Origin of the sequence: Legionella sp. PATHC032 (assembly GCF_026191185.1) — a bacterium.
In the GTDB taxonomy this organism is placed as follows: Bacteria; Pseudomonadota; Gammaproteobacteria; order Legionellales; family Legionellaceae; genus Legionella.
The window spans coordinates 2821524-2839304 of record NZ_JAPHOV010000001.1; the positions used below are offsets into that span (position 1 = coordinate 2821524).

Genomic DNA, 17781 nt, shown 5'->3' on the forward strand with positions numbered 1-17781 from the left:
TTCAGTTGTTTCGCTCCCTGAATAAAGGGTCTTAAATTCTTACATTTCTTTGGCCATACTTACTCAGGTTGCTCCGTTTTAGGCGTAACCTGATGATTGGGAGTCGCATTTTGCAACCCGGAAACAATCACTCTATCTTGAGCATCGAGGCCTTTGGTAATAGCCCTTAACCCATTTTCTAGCCCGCCAAGTGTCACACGTTTGGTAAGCACATAATTATCTTTATCAACCACAAGGACATAGGGGCCAATTTGATCGTATTGAACAGAGGTGTCAGGTATTGTTAATTTTGGAGAAGGTTCGGATATCGGTACCCTGACTTGCACAAATAAACCAGGCACCAAGGGATATCCCTTGTTAGGCAACAAGGCACGAAATTCCATGGTTCCAGTTGAAGCGTTTAAACCAGTATTTACAAAATCCAATGTCCCCTTATGAGGAAATCCTTTTTCATCTTGCAAAGCTACTTCAACAGGGATTTTGACCAGTTCCATTGGTTTATATCCTCTCTTGCGCGCTGCATTTCTAATTCTGATTAAATCCAGTTCATTTAAATTAAAATAAACGTAAATAGGGTCGATTTGTTCTATGGTAGCCAAATCCGTTGCGGCACCGTGTCCAACCAAATTACCCACATCGACTAAATGTCTTCCCATTCGCCCATCGAAAGGGGCTGAAACGTGGGTATAGCCATATGTAATTGCGGCGTTCGTGGCATCAGCTTCCGATTTGTCCACTTCTGCCTGTGCTTCTTCAACTTTGGCTTTCCATTTTTCAACACTGTTAAGCGAAGTGGCATTTTGTTTATACATGCGTTGCTGTCTGGCATACTCTGATTTGGCATACGCATAATTCGCTTTTTGAGCCGCCACCTTGGCTTCAGCAGCACGCAATTGCTCAAGATAGGGCTCGGGTTCAATAATGAATAATTCCTGATTTTTTTTGACAAAAGCGCCGTCAGTAAATTTTATGGCGTCCAAATAACCTTCAATACGCGCCACCAAATCCACAGATTGAAATGCTACTGTATTGCCTGTCTGGGTAACATACTGTCCCATACTCACTAATTTGGGCTTTTGAACGATCACAACTGGCGGTACCGGTGTTGGTACCTGGGTTCTTGAAAAATGGTCATATACTAAATAAACAAAGGCAATACCAAAAAATACAATAGCTACGGTTTTAACTAAATTTTGTTTATTTTGAGAGTTCATTCTCATCACCAAGTTGGTAAATATAGTTGTTTCATTCGTTGCCCGTTGGAGTCTGGAGGCAAATGATTTTCTTGCTTCAATAAACTGCCCCAGTTAGTACGAGCAGCCATTTCACTTTTTATTTGATTTGAAACAATATCATTCTTGCCTCGTATTTGCCAACCGCCTCCAAGAGAGCGGTATAAGCCAACCAGAGCCAGAGACAACTCGCCTGTGGCATTGACCAGCGAAGTTTGTACTCGCAATTGTTGCTGTTCTGCATTCAATACAGTGGTATAATTTGCCTCTCCTTCTTTATATCTTACTAAAGCCAGTCTTGTCGATTCTATGGCAGCAGCATTGGCTGTTTTAAGTGAAGAAACTGTTTTTTGCCCCTCAACATAGCGAGTAATGTTATCTTGAACTTCCTGCTGCACTTTGAGCACCAAATTAAGATAGTTGAGCAAGGCTTGTTGGAAAGCAGCATCCTGAGCCCGCACCGCATTCGTGATTTGGCCATAGTTTAATAAAGGCCATGTCAGTGACGGACCTGCGACTATATTGCGATTAGACCAGTTAAATATATCACTAATGGTAGAATTGCCGATATTATTTGAAGCAAAAACAAAAGTCCCGACTAATGAAAGTGAAGGATAAAGATTAGCCTTCACGGCGCCAATTGCGGCTGATTGGGCTATAGCCTCCATTCTGGCTTGATAGACATCCGGCCTTCGCGCTATCACCTCTTTGGGAATTCCAACTTCCACTACCGCCGAAGCTTTTGGTATCCCTTTATTTTTTTTGAGCAAGCCATCCACTTTATCGGGAGTGGTGCCAAGCAATACAGCCAAAATATCTTTTTGATGTTGGAGGTCACTGACGTATTGAGGCAGTTTTGATTGGGTTTCCGCAAGTTCTGTTGCTGCTTGTTCCACATCCAGTAAACTGGTTTGACCACCATAATAACGGTCCTTTGCGATTTTAAGACTCATGGCCTGCACCTGGATATTCGCTTTTGTTACCTTGATTAATTCTTCGCTGGTGCGGATTTTAATAAAAGTACTGGCAATATCTGACGTGAGAGTAACCAATGCGGAATCATAAGCGGCTAGAGAAGCAAGGAAAAGGGCATCATTAGATTGAATGGCTCTTCGGTATTTTCCCCAAAAATCAAGTTCCCAGCTTGCGGAAAATCCAAGACTGGCCGTTAAAAAATCGGGGGGAAGAAGCCCCTGTAATTGATTGCCCCCGATTCGATTATAATTATAATCTCCTACCATAGCTTGCTGCTGGGGATAAAGCTCCCCAACCGATTGAGCAAGCTGTGCCCTTGCTTGCAAAACGCGAACTCCTGCGATTTGCAAGGAGAGATTGTTATGATAACCATTATTGATTAATGTGGTTAAAGTGGGATCATTAAAGACTTTCCACCAATTTGCATTTTGAAAGGCGGATTGTTTTATTGTAGGGCTTGAAGTAAGCCAATAATTGGCAGCGTCTTTTTTAGGCTCTTTAAAATTTGGCCCGACCAGACAAGAGCTTAGAATCAAACAACTTAAGAGAACAAGGATTTTCAACATGTATACCAGTATTTCCCTATCTGTTCAAAAGCAGCTTATGTAGATTGAAGATGGATTTGAACTATTGGTTCATCAATCATTAGATATTATCCATGAATACTCAATTGAACAAGTATCCTGAAAAAACAAATTCTTACTAATTGATCAACCATCTGGTGATTCAACCTGCCTAAATTTCCCTGTCTGATATTTAGAATTCCGTCTCAATACGTACCACTTGATAAGAAGGGCTTTCATAGGGATGAGCTTTTTTTAAAGCAGCAACAACCTCTTTGATTTTCTCTCCGGCGCAAATCGTTTCTACCTTGTATTCGGGCACTTTTTCCAATTGATTAATTTCTCCAATAAATGCCTGACTACCTGGTAAAGGCATAAACTGACCTTCACCTAAAGTTTGCCAGGCACAATGAATATAATTATCAACATGCCCTGCTCCTGCCGCAAAAACCGCATTTTTTACTACGTCAAGATGAGTTTCTGGAACATGAAAATACAACATATACATGATAACTATGTCTCCCTTGATATTTATTACCACACTAGATAGAAATACCAGTAATTATCGTAATTCAGGAGAGGCAAAGGAAGCATCCGGGGTAAAATTTTTCTCTTGATAGGCCAAAAACAAAAAGCCCATCACGCCAACAGCCAATGTCACAGGAATCACCCCAACTCCATAAACAAAAGCGCGAGCTGCATGTGTTCCCCCATACATATTGACGACATAACCAATCACAGAATGAAAACCATACCCAAAAATCATAATAATCATATTGGCAATTGCAGTAGTAAGCCCCGCAAGATTATCGGGAACATAAGTGGATACTTTATAAATCGCCAAAATTTGATAAGAGCAACAAATGCCAACCAGGATAAAACTTATTGTTATACTGGGAACAGTCAGAACACCTCCGACAAGCAGAGCAAATACCAAAAACATAACCACGCCTGATGCGATGATAGTTCCAAGGTAATACCCTGTTTTTTCTGCGATCAGACTTAATACAGGAGCACCAAAACACATGCCAATATAGATCATTGAAGGAAGATAATTTGCCGTGTTTGTGTTCAAACTGTATGCCATTTTTAAAAAGCCAGAGCCCCATACATCAGAAAAACCTTCAAGTGGCCCCAGCATCAATCCTGCAAAACAACACAACAGAATCACTTTACTATTACCAAAAACCATTCTGATATTAGAAATCACGCTATCCTGACGAGAAGGCTGTACATCGGGAATGATCAGATAGGTAATACCAGCCAGCACTAGTCCTATGCCTACAAATATTTCCACCACCATTTTATAGCCCATAAGTTGACACATATAACTTACAGGACCTCCACCATATACCGCGCCAATAAGTCCTATCATGACTGAAAAACTCAACATCCTTGGAAAATGTTTCTCCTTAAATGTCATGCGTATTATTTTAAATGTTCCTAAAATGGCAGCCGATGAACCTATACCTATCAGGGCTCTTCCTATCACTGGATAAACCCAATTTTCAGCAAACAAAATAGGAAGTAAACCAATCACGGTCAACATGATGCATCCCGTCATCACTTTTCTTGGGCCAAAACGATCGAGCATAATCCCAATAGGCAAATGCATCAAAGAATAACCAATGTAATAAATACCGGAAAATTGCCCAAAAATTGTAGCATCAATGTGAAATTGCTGGGTAATATCATCCAACATAATATTGGGCATAACTCTTAGAACATATTGATATGCGTAAAATATAGACACTATGATCCACACAAACCACGCAGCAACTCGTGAAACAGACATAATCACCCTCAGAAAAGCAGATAAAAGATCATTAAGACCAAATAATTGTCATAAAGTATTTTATCTTACTTCCATTGAAATTGGATTGCAAAAAACAAAATAAATTCCTATATTTTGAACTATAATTCTAATTTAATAGATTTTTTTGGAATATAATTCTATCCTAATAAGTATCAATCCCATTTTCATTGCATTAAATATGATACTCGATCGTACTGATAAAAAAATACTTGAAATACTCCAATCAAATTGCGAAATCAATAACCAGGAATTGGCCGACCTTGTGGCGTTATCTCCTTCTTCCTGCCTGCGTCGAGTCAAATTATTAACAGATAATGGTTATATTAAGAAACAGGTTGCCCTGCTTGAGCCAGAAAAAGTAGGATTAAAATTGACCGTCATTGTTTTAGTAGGGTTAAATAACCATCAGCCAGAGATTATGAATCAATTTGAAAAAACCATTCAACTTTTCCCGGAAGTCATTCAATGTTACCTGATTACAGGTCAATCTGCTGATTATTTATTGAAGATAATTGTGCCTGATTTAAACGCTTATCAAGCGTTTTTATTAGGAAAATTAACACGCATCAATGGCGTTGCAAGTGTTCATTCCAGCTTTATATTACGCAATGTTTGTGACACGACCGCCCTACCCCTTGATCATTTGGATTAGGGCACTGTTCTTCGAATATTAAATTATTCAATAAATACTAACTCGAAAGTACCTGACTCTACCTATAAAATCAAAAATTCTATAAAAAAATAGATAAAAATAGAACAAATTTATTAATTTAATGCTTATTTTTATAGGTTTTAATCTGAATTTAAATTATAATTGCTGGCCTAATTTAAGTTAAATTGGAGTAAAAAATGTCAATGACTCTCTCGTTAGGTCAAAAATACGGCTCATTCTTTTGGGGATGTACTAAATTTGCTGTTTCCCCCTATACCAATACTTTTCTATCCATCGTGAAATCAAAAGAGGTTGAAGAAGCAGATTGTTTATCCAAGGCTCTTGCTGCCAGCATTGTCTGCGGAGTTCTCACTTTTGTTGTTCCGGTATTACCAGTTCTATGCGCTTTTACGTTTACCCTGTCTTCAATAGCCATGTTGCTTGCGGTAGCCAGCATGTTCGTGACTTATCCGATTGCAATACTTGGTGATGCACTGTGCGGACCAGAATTGTCTGACGATTACCATTATTCTTTCTAATCAGTTTTAAGATAATTTCATTTGAAATCATCATAAGTATCAACAATCAGGAAGAGTATTTTTAAACTCGTAAAAAATACTCTTCCTGATTGATATTGATCAAAAATAAACCCCACCATCAACAAAAGCCCTTAATTTACTCACTGTGAATTATACATGTTTGATATGATCAAAAAGCATATGCTAAGATATGCTGATTTTGATTCAAAAAGGTAAAAACATGTCTAAATTCCCGCACAAGACCCCTGAGACACTTCGTCAATATTTCCGAGAAAAAAACCTGGAACAATTAATAGAAATTAATCGTTCCTATGGACCTCATTTTGAAAATCTGGAAAACGCGATTGATAGACTGACTCAAGCAATATCCACTCAAGAAGTAAAACTATCCCGACTTTTAAAAGAACAGGAAGAGATTTCCCAAAATTACGGAAAAATCGTTATTGAACAAGAACAATATGAAAACAATCGTTCATCAATTATGAGCGATTCTTGTACTGGAGCAGAACGCTATTTAGCACTCAATGCTCTTGGGAAGTCACCATTAGATTGCTACTATAGCAATAGCAGCCGTTTACAAAATGAAATCGATGCGACATACAAAAAATTAAGTGAATTAAATTCCCATCTTGCTTTGTGGAAAAATCAAAGATCGAAAGCGGTTTCTGAATTAAAAATATTAAACCCTATTATCGATGAAAAAAGAAGAGAACTCGAAGTCGCTCCTCAGTTTACATTGAGTTCAAACTAAAAATTGATAAACCTAACCCGGGTTAATCTTAATTATAATCCGGGCGAGCGTCCTAATCATTCAATACCAGTCCTATTTCACCTTGCCCTGTCTTACTCATCATCCATATGCAAGGAGTTTATTTTCAGCTTGTTACACGCATCCAGAATTTCTCTTATACAATCCCCATGATCATCGAGGTAATGAAAATCATAATTCATAAAAACATCATGATGTTCCGTATTCAGCGTACATTGGGTATGGGTACTTGACGCAATTTTTTCCTTATCAAAAATCTCGATCTTATAAACGACACTTCCTTCTTTATATATGCGACATTCTGTATCCTTGTCATCCAAAAAGGCTACATGCAAAAAACCCATGTTAAAACAGGGACAGGCAAATAGCTCGCTTGAACTAGTGAAGAAAAAAAGAAATAAGGCAAAGAATATCTTGCTATAGTGAGCTTTAGTGATTTGCATATTCTTCCCTGATTAATTGTCTTTTGTCTAATTGTAGACCATTATTAGTCTATCAAGACTTACGATACCCCCCCAGATCGAGGCAAAAAATGTTTTTGACGAGGGAATTTAGATAAACTAAATGACCGAATTAAAAACATTTTTTAACAAAGAGATTGGGGTTTATCCCAAGTCCTGCCTATAGTTTAATAAAAAGGATAATCTTGACAGGAATCTATTATGTTAAGTTGGGCACCTATCTTTTTTATCATTGCAATTATTGCAGCCGCGTTTGGATTTGGCGGCATTGCAGTGGCTGCCGCTGGAATTGCAAAAATATTATTCTTTCTATTTTTGGTGATGTTTGTCATATTTCTTATTATGGGATTACTCGGGCGTCGTGGCCCTCCTCCTGTTTAGCAAAAGCAAGGTTGCCTAGAATAGATTATTGTGATTTTCCACGCATGTCGATATCCCAAATATCGACAACAACATTATTTTCTGTGATATAAAACTTATCATACAAGTTTATTGTCGGATCACAATGAGGAACGATAAGCTCTAAAACATCTCCATTTTGCAGGAAATGACTTCCGCCTTCACAAGAAAATACCTTGCCATGCTCATCTCCAAACCCACCCCAATCATAAAGCAGTCCGGGATGACTAATAATATGTGGTTTATGATGAGGATCGACATAAATTGATTTCGTTCCTGCATCAACAGTAACGTGCTCTTTACGATTACTGCTTATCACGCTCGTTAAAAGAGTCATCGAGTTTTTAAATAGTTGAAAGCTTGATGGGTTATTTTTTGAACCAATTGAACCATACTCAACATCCATTACAGCATATGAGCCAGGTTGGATTTCCGTTATTTCGCTCGCCTCAACATCAATATCGAAAGTACCAGTTCCGGTGCCGGTTAATATTTCACAAGGGAGATCAGCTTCTCTAAAATTCTGAACAATCTTGCTGGCCATTTCCATAATGCTTAGAGAGAATGCTCTTCTTTCGTCATAGTTTTGGATGTGTTGCAAATGGCCTGCATAACATTGAATTCCTTTTAGCTTGAGCCAATTCATCCCATTGATGAAATGACCGTATTCCAATGCTGTCTGGGGATGAATGCCGGTTCGGCCAATACCTGAATCGATATCAAGCAAGACTTGAACTGGTTGGTTTAGCGACTTACCGAGTTCATTAAGCGCGCGAATATTATCCTTGTTATCCACAACCAGCATTAAATCAGGTGCTGATTTAAGACAATTAAATAATCTTGAATACTTGGCCTCGGATACAATGGGTGAAGTAATCAAAACATTTGTAATTTGTTTAGATATCAAGACTTCAGCTTCTGATAGCTTGGCAGCAGAAATCCCTATTGCCCCATATTCAAGTTGTAAACGTGCGATTTGAGAACATTTATGAGTTTTACAATGTGGCCTTATTCCTATATCCCAGTTGAAGCCATGTTGCTGCATCATTTTTAAGTTGTATTTCAGCTTTTCATAATCAATTACAAGACATGGTGTATTTAACTCTATCTTATGAAGCCCGATGTATTTTTCTTTCATGAGATTATTCACCACAATAACCAATAAATGCGTTTTATGACATAAATTACTTAGGTTTGCCATAATTTAAGCTTTTATTAAACTATTTTTTAAAAGATGAGCATCCTAATGCTCAAAGATCAATATAAAATTTCATAACTGACTGCAATTAGCTGGCTCCTTGATTTCAATGATTTTATAATTGATGTGTTATTTGCTTCTTACATCAACCACCATTTTTCTCTGATTCAAATCATTCTATTTTGTTATTAATAAATAATTTCAGGATATTTACCTCTCCCAAACAAAACTCCATTCCTTTGGTAACAAAAAAAATTTAGTGCTTATTTTTATCAAACTTCAAAATTTGAACTAATCGGTTAGAAAATAAATGCCCTGAAAATTTAAATACACAAATGTCGCTTATGCGACATGTCACCTCATTTTTCGATAACCACAAAAGGTTAATATTTAATCATAAAGATTAATTATATATCTTTAAGATTAAATTTTAACGAGGTGCATCATGAAAACTAAACTAAACAAATCAATCCTTTTTAAACAAGGAAATGCTGGTGAGCTTTTTGAATCTTTTATTCAAAAAGTTGATGAAAACGCCAAGCCTAATCAACTTGAGGAAATTATCGCTGTTGCAAAACCCCAAGTCATAGCCCCTGTAACAAAAAATACACATACCAAACAATTTGAAATTATAGTATCCACTTTACTAACCAATAAATCCAATATTGTCTTTACAGAAAAGAATGGCAAATATTTTGTAAATATAAAAGGCACAGAAACAAATCTGGATGACATTCTGGCTAACATGCAACGCTCTCAAATAAATCTGTCTACTGAACAACTAAATCAGTATGCTAATTACGTTGATACAGAAGCAGGAATTAAAGTTACAATTCCAGATGCTGCAAAAAAACCAATACATATGAGTTGTCAAGAATTGAAAGGTAAAGCAACCAAATTACAACATCTTCATGAAGGTGAAATTGCTGGATTAAATATATATACCCAACAATATTATGAATTTATGAATGGCTTATTAAGAGGCCAGCATCCATACAAAGGAAGCGATGCGAACTTTCAGGAAAATATGCGTCAGGTAATACTCCATAGCGCAGCAGCACTCTCAGGAATTAGTAAAGGTCAAAAGCATAACCTTCCATTGACCTTCCGATACGACGGAGACACCCTTCCCAAGCCTATTATTGAAAAAAGAATTCAATGCGCCCAGTCAAAAGGTATAGGACTAGAAGTTTATGAAGACACCGCTTTTGTCAGTAGTGCTTTTGAAAAACCTGTATCCACTTTTAATGGACCCATTCGAACCGTATTTTATGGTATGCAAGGGTTGGATATAGGAGAAATCTCACGTTATCCTGCTGAGCGTGAATTTTTAATCGCTCCTGGTAAAGTGAAATACCTGCACCATCGAGAAGAAAATAAAAAACACTATTTCCTGGCATGTTCCGTCACTCCTCCTGCAAGCATAAAACAAATATCAAATTTGCCAAACGGGGGTACTTATAAACAAGCGGAAAACATAGCAGTCGAAGCAGAGAGGGATATGGTAAAAAAATTCGCACAATTTGCTATCGATGTGACAAATCAATATCTTGAAGGCAAAGCTGAAAAAGACAAAAGCAAATGGTCAATTTTAGCAAATATTGATAATACCTATGGAAAAGGCTCTTATAAAATTCAATTTGCAGAAGAACTAAAAACATCATTGAATGGATTGCTGCATAATTTACGAAATGGGTATGTTGAACATAAAGCCGCTCACAACAGAATTATTGAAATACTTCATCAGGCCATTGAAAAAGCCCAAACTATAGATAATATTTCTTTATCCTACGCAAAAGGGCAAGACAGTTCTGGAGTCCTTTCTAAAACCTTACAATACATCTGTTTTCGGGTTGAGGATGAAATGAAGGGATTAGAAACATTCAAAAGTTCAATCACTGAATATTTTGCCGAACATCAAAGCTTTTTTGAAAGTCCAAGGAATATCGAAGTCATTGATAAGTTGCATAAAGACTATCTATCAAAACCATACGACCAATCAGAAAAAAACATAGACCCCAATAAGGGCGATTGGACTTTAAATTGCGGTAATAATAAAATTCTTCATAGGCCAAATCATGGGCTGTCTCATACTTTAAGAGGTGCTGCTCTAGTTCCAGAAGTACTTTATTCCTACGCAACGCATTCCACCGATAAGAAGACCAGAGAAATGGTTCAAAATTTAAGCAAGGACGACATCAAACGAATGCAAGTCGCCATGCTATTTTCTGTTGTCGGCAGAAAAAGCGAACTGGGTTTTAATGATAACAAAGTGGTATATGGAGGATATAGACAAGACAGCGCAAAACTTTTTGAACAGTATGCAAAAACACATTATAAAGACCTATTTACCTCACCAGAGCAAATTGCCTACTGGAAGTACTTGGTACTTGACTATGGGAACCCTACTTTTCAACCCCATGTCAATAAACCTGAGCAAGCAATCATAGCGAAAATAATGAGACAATGTCATTGTCTGGATCTATTAAGATGCTATCCTAAAGAGGAGTTCGCGAAAAAGGTAACCAAACCACTTCAGGATGACTTGGGAGTTGATGCGGCTAATAATCTGATAAACTACTCCAAAACCCTTCTTGAAAAAACAGGAGATAGATTAATATCAATGGATACGAAGGGCTACAATTTACAAGAACATTGGCTTAACAACACTGACGTATCACATTGCATCAATACTCTGAACTCAGCTTCACAACACGCACCACACCAACAATATGTTGTTAAGCATGAGGAAGAGGAATCCTTAGATTCAGATATGTGGGTTAAACTATAATCCGCCTCAAATAGCGAGAACCTCTGATTCCGAGTTAGTTTAAACTTTACTCGAAACCAGAGGTTCTCCCACTTTATTCGATTACATTGTTTATACCTTGAATCCACAAAAATAAAAACCAATCATTACACAACCCCGGATGGTCAATTTTTAATCTATACTTTAATTAGGTGATGTGCGGATTAAAACAACATAATGAATGCCCAATCCAAAATGAAAGCTTATACAAGCTTCCTGTATAGATGTTACAATGATATTTTCGAAAAAACTCCTATTGATTTCTGGGGTTATTTATATTTTGATTTTCAAGGGCGATACTTACAACTCATTTCAGAAAAATCCATCATTGACGAAATTCTTAATAAAGAATTATTCATTGAACAGAATCTTTGCAAAAAAAATTATCAACATGATAATTTTTATGTTTGCAATGTTGATAATGATCATGTGATAGCGCCTGGGATAAAGAATTGTTTATTAGATCGCGACTTCACATATTTTGTTGATATCATTCGTCAGGACTCCAATCGAGTTGAAATGGTTACCTTCGCCTCATCACATCAACCAGACAGCACCAATAATTTTATATTTAATAATCTTGATTACCTGAATATGATTGCTGAAAACCTGTCTTCAAGAGCCCGGAGATTGCATACAAAAGATAATTTTTTAACCTTACCCAGAGAATGCATACTTCAGATGAATGAATTAATCGGCTCAGGGAATACAAACGAGCAGGATAATCTTAAAGAAATTATTCTGAGATCCTCACAGCAAAAAATGGCTGAACTCATTAAAGATAATGTATTTGATTATAATCAACTTCCTTTTAGTTTTTTAGCTGCCAAAGATCTTACTCATCGAGAAAAGGAAATGATCTATTTATACTTTAATGATTTTAATTTATCGCGTATTGCTTCTATTTTTGAAATTTCGAAACGCACAGTCGAAAGACACTTTGAGAGTATTAAAAAGAAACTTAACTGCGAAAATATAGGCCAAATAATCCCTGCTTTGATTAAATATGATTGTTCTTTAAAGAAAGGCATCAAGACATAATCATACCTCCTGACAACCAAAACAATTAAGTCCAGTAAGTCATCTGTTGTTTCAAACTCAAATCAAGATATGTTTTTATCATAAGAGTTTAGATAAACCAAATGAGCAGATTAAAAAATATTTCTTAACGAAAAGATTAGGAGAGAGTTGGTAAGTCCTGCAAATAGTAGCAGGGCCCAACCTCAAAAGTCAGACCCATTGTTACTCTATAAGAATTTGTCAAAATTATTACTGAGGACCCGATTTTTTAGATTCTTCCTCTTTAACAGTTGGAGAAGGCTCTGTCGTAGTACTATGGGAAAAAAGGCTGAACATGCCACGAACGAGCTCACTAATTGTGGTCGTAGTATCAACTTTTGCTTTGGGACGACTTGCAATATTTTCCAAGGTATCCAATTTACCGCTTTTATCCAGAGCTAAAACAGGGCCATTAAATACAATGCCATTTTCTCTGACATAATCCCCCCAGTCACTCATACCTTTACGGTCTTTAGTAAATGATTCTGGAGGCATATATCGACCCCATTTTTTATCATAGACACCAGTTGCGCCTGTGACTTGCTTCATGGTATCCGTGCTAGCCGCTTTAACACCATCATCTGTTTGACGAGCGCCACCCCAATAATCATTTCCAGGCCAGGAAAAATGATCCCAGGCAACAATTGAAACGAGTATGTGCGTGTCTGGATTACTGCCTAAGGGATAGGCAAGCTGCCCTGTTGTACCACGAACCACGCCAGAAGGACTCACGCGAAAAGACATATGGCCAATCTTCTTTTCAGCAGGTTCATCTCCCATATAGGGATCATAATGAATGATATCGATGTAAGGTAACGAATCTTTATGTTTCTCAAAAATATGGATTAATGCATTTCTGACATAGGGTTTAATCACATCGTAATAAGCGCCTGAAAAACACCCTGTTCCTATCCCGGGAATAGTAATTGCAGCTTGCTTTTCATTTTGCCGCGCCAAATCATTAAAATGGATCAGTTGAGGTAACAAACGTCGCTCATACAAAGCGTTTAATTTGTCTTGATTTAGTTTGCCGCTATCAAGCACTTCATTCATATCTGAAGTCGGTCCACTGCCCGAAGCCAAGAGGGCACCTGGCACATACGCCAAATAACCGGAAATTGGCCCTGGGTGATTCTTGAAAGAGGAGCCATGTCCGCCATCATTGTACATAGTGACTGGCATATTGACGCTAATATCTCCAAGAATACTCTCTTCTTCCAGTGTCCAATCAGACCCATCATGATAAACTTGGCTTTCAGCAAAAACCTGTGGTTTTTTAGACTGGATTAATAATTGAGTAAATGTGGTGATATCCATTTCAGAAATACTTTTTTCTTGTTTACTTATTTCTTCAAGAAAAAATTTACCAGGCTTGGCGAGCCCTTTTTCAATATTCTGTTTGTATTGTAAAATTTTATTCAGGGTTTCTTTACTGAGCAATAATTGATAGGCCATTATATTCTCACTTAATCCAAAAATTGTATTAATGTTTCTTACCACGAAGTCCTTACAATAAGCATGCTTACTGGAAATCTTCCCCTAGGGATGCGTTGATTACACTGAAACAATCGCAACTCTATTTCCTCAATTAAAGGAATTTAATTAATCAATATGCGCATAATAATAACACATAATGACTGCTATTCCAATCAGTGAAAACCTGATATGCCATTTTCAAAACTGGAATGTGGCTTGATAAATATATATCTGCCTAGTTTTATTGCAAATACTTTTTTAGTCATTTAAAAATTTTTTAATTAGATGCATAATCCAAATTCATTAGCCTTCTTGCCTAAGCCGATTATTTTAGGACAAGGCACAAACATTTCGAGGAGTGTAGTTTACATACAAGCACCTCAGAAACATTTGCAGGCGGGTTATGCAAGAGATCTATTGTAAACGAGCGCTTTTGTCATCTTGTCTTTGAACTTCATCCAATTGCTCAGAATCTAATGTCTCTTTTGCTTCACTGTCTTGCTTTTTACTAGGCTTGTCAGTATTGACAGCTGATTTGCGAACGTCTGCTGTCTCATCAGATGATGAAGTATATTTAGGACCAGGGTGTGTTACCTTTTTTAAAGAGAGGCTGTTTTTATGTAAATGATCTATTTGCTCAAATCTATCTTTTAACTCAGTGACTAGCATTGTGGCCGGACTAGACGATTTTTGATAGTCTTCTTTCAAAAAACGAAAGGTAATCAAGTATAAAAGATAATTTCCCAGGTTCTTCAGCATGGAGCCAAGACCACGATTACTTTTTTGCTCTTCCGATTCAATATCATGAATCAATTGATTAGACTCACTTTTAAAAGCATCATAGCTTTTTTTGCCTGCAGACCAATCCTGAAATACCTCATTTAATTTCTGAAGTGTCTCTCGGTAGCGACCTGTATTTTCAACATTCTGGTTGAGTTTATTTAAGACAGTCTCAAAATTCTTTGCTTCCTCTTGAAGTTTTTCTTTATTCTTAAATCGATCCAGTAGTTCATGATGCATTGCTGATCGGATTGTCATACCAAAAACATAATCCTGAGCTTTACGAAATTCTGCGTGCGTTTCATCCAGTACACCATAATTTAATTTAATGTTTGCTTCATCAAAAGTGGATTGAATAAACGGTTCTGTCAAAACATCAACAACTTCACTATAGCTGTGATAACCTTCCTTAATATAACTGGAAATCCATAAATTAATGATCTGGTTTACTTTCTTTTCAATGTCTTTGTCTGTTTTATGCTTTTCAATATAGTCTTTTAACACCACCATGAGTGAATAAGTTGTACCAGACAGCGACGCAACAAAAGGAGTAGTAGGCTTTGTTTTTGAATATCCACCCACTACTTTCTCATTAATAGCTATTTTGGGCACATCTCTGGCAGGCACCAGATTATCAGAAAAATTGGGGGAGTTAGGTTTCATAATTCCCGGATTCGCAGAGGGAGTATTCCCCAATTCTTCTCTGGATCTGTCCTTTTTGGGGTATCGCTCTGATTGCGCTTTTAAGGGCAGCTCAACATTATCATTCAGCATGACAAAGGATAAAATGAATTGCTTGGCCTCATCCAACGTTTTGATTTCGGTCTCATGAGTTACTGCATACTCAGGTTTTACCGCATTATAACTGTCTCTCAACTCATTAAATACAGAAAGATCACTCTCTTGCTTAATGACCGATTCAAGGTGATCTGCATACAAGGTTTCATAAAGCCTTCTGCTTTCATTGTCTTTAGGATTGCTTTTTAATCTAGGAGCGACCTCTACCAGCCTCTGGACAACTTTTTGACTTAATAAGGATTCATTTTTTTTACAGAAATCTAAAATTTTTTCAATTGCTTCCTTGTAATTCTGATTAAAATATAGTCTTTCTATGTCTTCAAAAAAACCAGCAAATTCTTTCTTTTTACCCAGTGATTTTTCAAGATACTTAGTTGAGAGCAATATAAAATCAGACTCATCTAACTTTGGAGAGTCTAATGATAATGAAATACTGAGTTCTATTTTTTGGTATGACATGGGATTTCTGCCAAATTGACTAATTTTTAAATTACATAGTACAAAATATAACAAAGTGTTTAATAAAAGTAAATATGTTATCCAAAAAGAGCAAACAACAGACTTTGGTTAATTTTCTAAATGAGCATGGGAAATAAATGAAAAATAACTACACAATAAGCTCTATTTTTGCTCTTATACTATACTTCATAGACATAGAAACAGAAATTGAGAAGTCAGCATGTTTCCACGCATTTGTTGCTATAACCAATACCCTGGGTTGTATCAAGATTTTGATGCGATGCGGGAAGATTTGCAGCGAATTCAGAAGATGGGTTTTAAGCAGGTTTGGGTCAACCCATTTTATACACCTTGTCAATATAATCCTATCCCTAACATGGCTAATCGTATTCATAGTCCTTATGCCATGAAGGATGAATCAATTTATCCACGCTATGCCAAGAATGAAAAAAGCGTACAGCAATACACTGCAAAAGCAAATGAGCTTGGTTTAATGCCTGTATTTGATTTGGTTGCAAGACACTTGGCAGTAGATCATCGTTTTGTGAATGGCGATAAATTTTTTCTTGAAAAATACAATATCGATACGAAAAAATGGTTTAAACGTCACCAAAATGGAAATTTGGTGATGCATAACATGGATGAAAATTACAATCCTTTGACCAATAATCCTTGGAGTGATGTGGCAACGTTCAACTATGATGATCCCGTCATTTGCGAACAAATCATCGAATACTATTGGAAACCATTTATCGAACATACTATTGAACATCTTGGTTTTCAGGGAGTACGTATTGATGCGCCCGCCATGGTGAATAACAAAGTATTGTCTCGTTTAACTGAAATTGCACAAGAAGCCTGCCAACGCAAATTTCAACGTGACCCGCTTGTTATTGCAGAAACGATAGGCAGGGGTTATATGGAAGAAAATCTTGATTTGAAAGGTATTGTAACCCACACGATGAATAGTGTGTTCTGGATGCCCGGCCCCGAAGGTGGGTATGGCTATTCATTTGACTTGTGGCAACAGGATGACAATTGGTTTACTCAAAATAAAGGATTATTACAGCAGGTTGGTCCTACAATTGGTTTTCCTGGCTCTCATGATGAACCACGCTATACTCAGCAACTGATGGAAAAAGGTATCCAGGATGATGAATTGCTTGCAAAACGCATGCGCGAAAAATTGGCTGTCAGCGCATTTTGTTCTGATGGCGGCTGGATTTTACAATACGGCGATGAATATGGCGCTACCAAACCAGTGAATGTTTTTGATCCAACCCCTGTTGAATATCATCAACAAAAGCATCTGAGACGATTTGATTTGTCAGACTATATCTGTGAAATTAATAAAACTCTGGCTCAGCTACCCAATCCTCACTTCCCTGAATGGACCCAACGGGTCTTTCTCCCGAATCATCCGGATTTGGTAACCTTTATTGTTCACCAAGGTTGGGGTTATACAGGTACCTCATTCGTTGTTGTGACAAACACCGATCCGTCTCAGGAAATCGTATTAACAGAAAAGGATCTTGGCGAGATAATGCTGGCAAATGGACGAAATAATACAATGGAAAAACAGCTGAAACCTAAAGCTCTTTATTTATGTGGCGCGCTTCGTGCATCACCTGAATTGAAAAAAGAGCTCCAAATTGTTGCATCAAGGCTAACTGCAAATGAAAAATCCCCTCATTTTTTCCAAAGTCATCCTGAAGAAAAGAAAACGGGCGAAAAGTTACATTCAGACAATACACCGCCTCAATTTAAATAATAGTTACCAGGCTTAGCCCTAAAAT

The 17781-nt window shown here is 37.1% G+C and carries 15 protein-coding genes; 7 read left to right on the forward strand and 8 right to left on the reverse strand.

Features of this window, described 5'->3' with window-relative positions; translation table 11 throughout:
• Nucleotides 1–59: 59 nt before the first annotated feature.
• The 4 genes from OQJ02_RS12555 to OQJ02_RS12570 all read right to left on the reverse strand — a co-directional run bounded on the left by OQJ02_RS12555 (nucleotide 60) and on the right by OQJ02_RS12570 (nucleotide 4565).
• A complete protein-coding gene (locus tag OQJ02_RS12555; protein WP_265719348.1) occupies nucleotides 60–1214 on the reverse strand; it encodes an efflux RND transporter periplasmic adaptor subunit in 1155 nt (384 codons plus the stop codon).
• 5 nt (nucleotides 1215–1219) lie between these two features.
• Entirely contained in the window at nucleotides 1220–2773 is a 1554-nt protein-coding gene (locus OQJ02_RS12560) for an efflux transporter outer membrane subunit (RefSeq protein ID WP_265719349.1), read from the reverse strand.
• A gap of 190 nt (nucleotides 2774–2963) precedes the next feature.
• Nucleotides 2964–3278: a hypothetical protein gene (locus tag OQJ02_RS12565; protein WP_011216397.1), complete on the reverse strand. Its 315-nt coding sequence runs from the start codon at nucleotides 3276–3278 to the stop codon at nucleotides 2964–2966.
• Nucleotides 3279–3332: 54 nt separating this feature from the next.
• On the reverse strand, nucleotides 3333–4565 hold the full coding sequence (locus tag OQJ02_RS12570; protein WP_265719350.1) for an MFS transporter: 1233 nt from the start codon (nucleotides 4563–4565) through the stop codon (nucleotides 3333–3335).
• Nucleotides 4566–4764: 199 nt separating this feature from the next.
• Between OQJ02_RS12570 and OQJ02_RS12575 the strand changes: the two genes are divergently transcribed.
• The 3 genes from OQJ02_RS12575 (at nucleotide 4765) to OQJ02_RS12585 (ending at nucleotide 6528) form a co-directional block, all read left to right on the forward strand.
• Entirely contained in the window at nucleotides 4765–5238 is a 474-nt protein-coding gene (locus tag OQJ02_RS12575; RefSeq protein WP_265719351.1) for an Lrp/AsnC family transcriptional regulator, read from the forward strand.
• A gap of 197 nt (nucleotides 5239–5435) precedes the next feature.
• Nucleotides 5436–5777, forward strand: a complete 342-nt coding sequence (locus OQJ02_RS12580) for a hypothetical protein (RefSeq protein WP_010948220.1) — start codon at nucleotides 5436–5438, stop codon at nucleotides 5775–5777.
• A gap of 220 nt (nucleotides 5778–5997) precedes the next feature.
• On the forward strand, nucleotides 5998–6528 hold the full coding sequence (locus OQJ02_RS12585; RefSeq protein ID WP_265719352.1) for a hypothetical protein: 531 nt from the start codon (nucleotides 5998–6000) through the stop codon (nucleotides 6526–6528).
• 92 nt (nucleotides 6529–6620) lie between these two features.
• Here OQJ02_RS12585 and OQJ02_RS12590 read toward each other — a convergent pair whose 3' ends face one another.
• Nucleotides 6621–6989: a hypothetical protein gene (locus OQJ02_RS12590; protein WP_265719353.1), complete on the reverse strand. Its 369-nt coding sequence runs from the start codon at nucleotides 6987–6989 to the stop codon at nucleotides 6621–6623.
• A gap of 219 nt (nucleotides 6990–7208) precedes the next feature.
• On the opposite strand from OQJ02_RS12590, the gene OQJ02_RS12595 reads away from it, so the two are divergent.
• Nucleotides 7209–7388, forward strand: coding sequence for a DUF1328 family protein (locus OQJ02_RS12595; protein WP_265719354.1), 180 nt, complete (start codon nucleotides 7209–7211; stop codon nucleotides 7386–7388).
• Nucleotides 7389–7413: 25 nt separating this feature from the next.
• Here OQJ02_RS12595 and OQJ02_RS12600 read toward each other — a convergent pair whose 3' ends face one another.
• Nucleotides 7414–8544, reverse strand: coding sequence for a DSD1 family PLP-dependent enzyme (locus OQJ02_RS12600; RefSeq protein ID WP_265719838.1), 1131 nt, complete (start codon nucleotides 8542–8544; stop codon nucleotides 7414–7416).
• Between the two features lie 505 nt (nucleotides 8545–9049).
• On the opposite strand from OQJ02_RS12600, the gene OQJ02_RS12605 reads away from it, so the two are divergent.
• Both OQJ02_RS12605 and OQJ02_RS12610 read left to right on the forward strand, forming a co-directional pair.
• Nucleotides 9050–11395, forward strand: coding sequence for a SidE phosphodiesterase domain-containing protein (locus tag OQJ02_RS12605; protein ID WP_265719355.1), 2346 nt, complete (start codon nucleotides 9050–9052; stop codon nucleotides 11393–11395).
• A 195-nt stretch (nucleotides 11396–11590) separates the two neighbouring features.
• On the forward strand, nucleotides 11591–12454 hold the full coding sequence (locus tag OQJ02_RS12610; RefSeq protein ID WP_265719356.1) for a helix-turn-helix transcriptional regulator: 864 nt from the start codon (nucleotides 11591–11593) through the stop codon (nucleotides 12452–12454).
• A gap of 228 nt (nucleotides 12455–12682) precedes the next feature.
• Here the strand turns inward: OQJ02_RS12610 and mavL are convergent, their stop codons facing one another.
• Both mavL and OQJ02_RS12620 read right to left on the reverse strand, forming a co-directional pair.
• A complete protein-coding gene (mavL, locus tag OQJ02_RS12615) occupies nucleotides 12683–13927 on the reverse strand; it encodes a Dot/Icm T4SS effector MavL (RefSeq protein ID WP_322783392.1) in 1245 nt (414 codons plus the stop codon).
• A gap of 435 nt (nucleotides 13928–14362) precedes the next feature.
• Nucleotides 14363–16039: a type IV secretion protein Dot gene (locus OQJ02_RS12620; RefSeq protein WP_265719357.1), complete on the reverse strand. Its 1677-nt coding sequence runs from the start codon at nucleotides 16037–16039 to the stop codon at nucleotides 14363–14365.
• A 166-nt stretch (nucleotides 16040–16205) separates the two neighbouring features.
• Here OQJ02_RS12620 and OQJ02_RS12625 point away from each other — a divergent pair, with 166 nt between their 5' ends.
• Nucleotides 16206–17756: an alpha-amylase family glycosyl hydrolase gene (locus tag OQJ02_RS12625; protein WP_265719358.1), complete on the forward strand. Its 1551-nt coding sequence runs from the start codon at nucleotides 16206–16208 to the stop codon at nucleotides 17754–17756.
• Nucleotides 17757–17781: the final 25 nt, after the last annotated feature.

What these genes read in the sequence shown, in the direction of transcription:
- OQJ02_RS12555 (WP_265719348.1), bottom strand. Translation starts at nt 1,214, where the DNA reads ATGAACTCTCAAAATAAACAAAATTTAGTTAAAACCGTAGCTATTGTA.
- OQJ02_RS12560 (WP_265719349.1), bottom strand. Translation starts at nt 2,773, where the DNA reads ATGTTGAAAATCCTTGTTCTCTTAAGTTGTTTGATTCTAAGCTCTTGT.
- OQJ02_RS12565 (WP_011216397.1), bottom strand. Translation starts at nt 3,278, where the DNA reads ATGTATATGTTGTATTTTCATGTTCCAGAAACTCATCTTGACGTAGTA.
- OQJ02_RS12570 (WP_265719350.1), bottom strand. Translation starts at nt 4,565, where the DNA reads ATGTCTGTTTCACGAGTTGCTGCGTGGTTTGTGTGGATCATAGTGTCT.
- OQJ02_RS12575 (WP_265719351.1), top strand. Translation starts at nt 4,765, where the DNA reads ATGATACTCGATCGTACTGATAAAAAAATACTTGAAATACTCCAATCA.
- OQJ02_RS12580 (WP_010948220.1), top strand. Translation starts at nt 5,436, where the DNA reads ATGTCAATGACTCTCTCGTTAGGTCAAAAATACGGCTCATTCTTTTGG.
- OQJ02_RS12585 (WP_265719352.1), top strand. Translation starts at nt 5,998, where the DNA reads ATGTCTAAATTCCCGCACAAGACCCCTGAGACACTTCGTCAATATTTC.
- OQJ02_RS12590 (WP_265719353.1), bottom strand. Translation starts at nt 6,989, where the DNA reads ATGCAAATCACTAAAGCTCACTATAGCAAGATATTCTTTGCCTTATTT.
- OQJ02_RS12595 (WP_265719354.1), top strand. Translation starts at nt 7,209, where the DNA reads ATGTTAAGTTGGGCACCTATCTTTTTTATCATTGCAATTATTGCAGCC.
- OQJ02_RS12600 (WP_265719838.1), bottom strand. Translation starts at nt 8,544, where the DNA reads ATGAAAGAAAAATACATCGGGCTTCATAAGATAGAGTTAAATACACCA.
- OQJ02_RS12605 (WP_265719355.1), top strand. Translation starts at nt 9,050, where the DNA reads ATGAAAACTAAACTAAACAAATCAATCCTTTTTAAACAAGGAAATGCT.
- OQJ02_RS12610 (WP_265719356.1), top strand. Translation starts at nt 11,591, where the DNA reads ATGAATGCCCAATCCAAAATGAAAGCTTATACAAGCTTCCTGTATAGA.
- mavL (WP_322783392.1), bottom strand. Translation starts at nt 13,927, where the DNA reads ATGGCCTATCAATTATTGCTCAGTAAAGAAACCCTGAATAAAATTTTA.
- OQJ02_RS12625 (WP_265719358.1), top strand. Translation starts at nt 16,206, where the DNA reads ATGTTTCCACGCATTTGTTGCTATAACCAATACCCTGGGTTGTATCAA.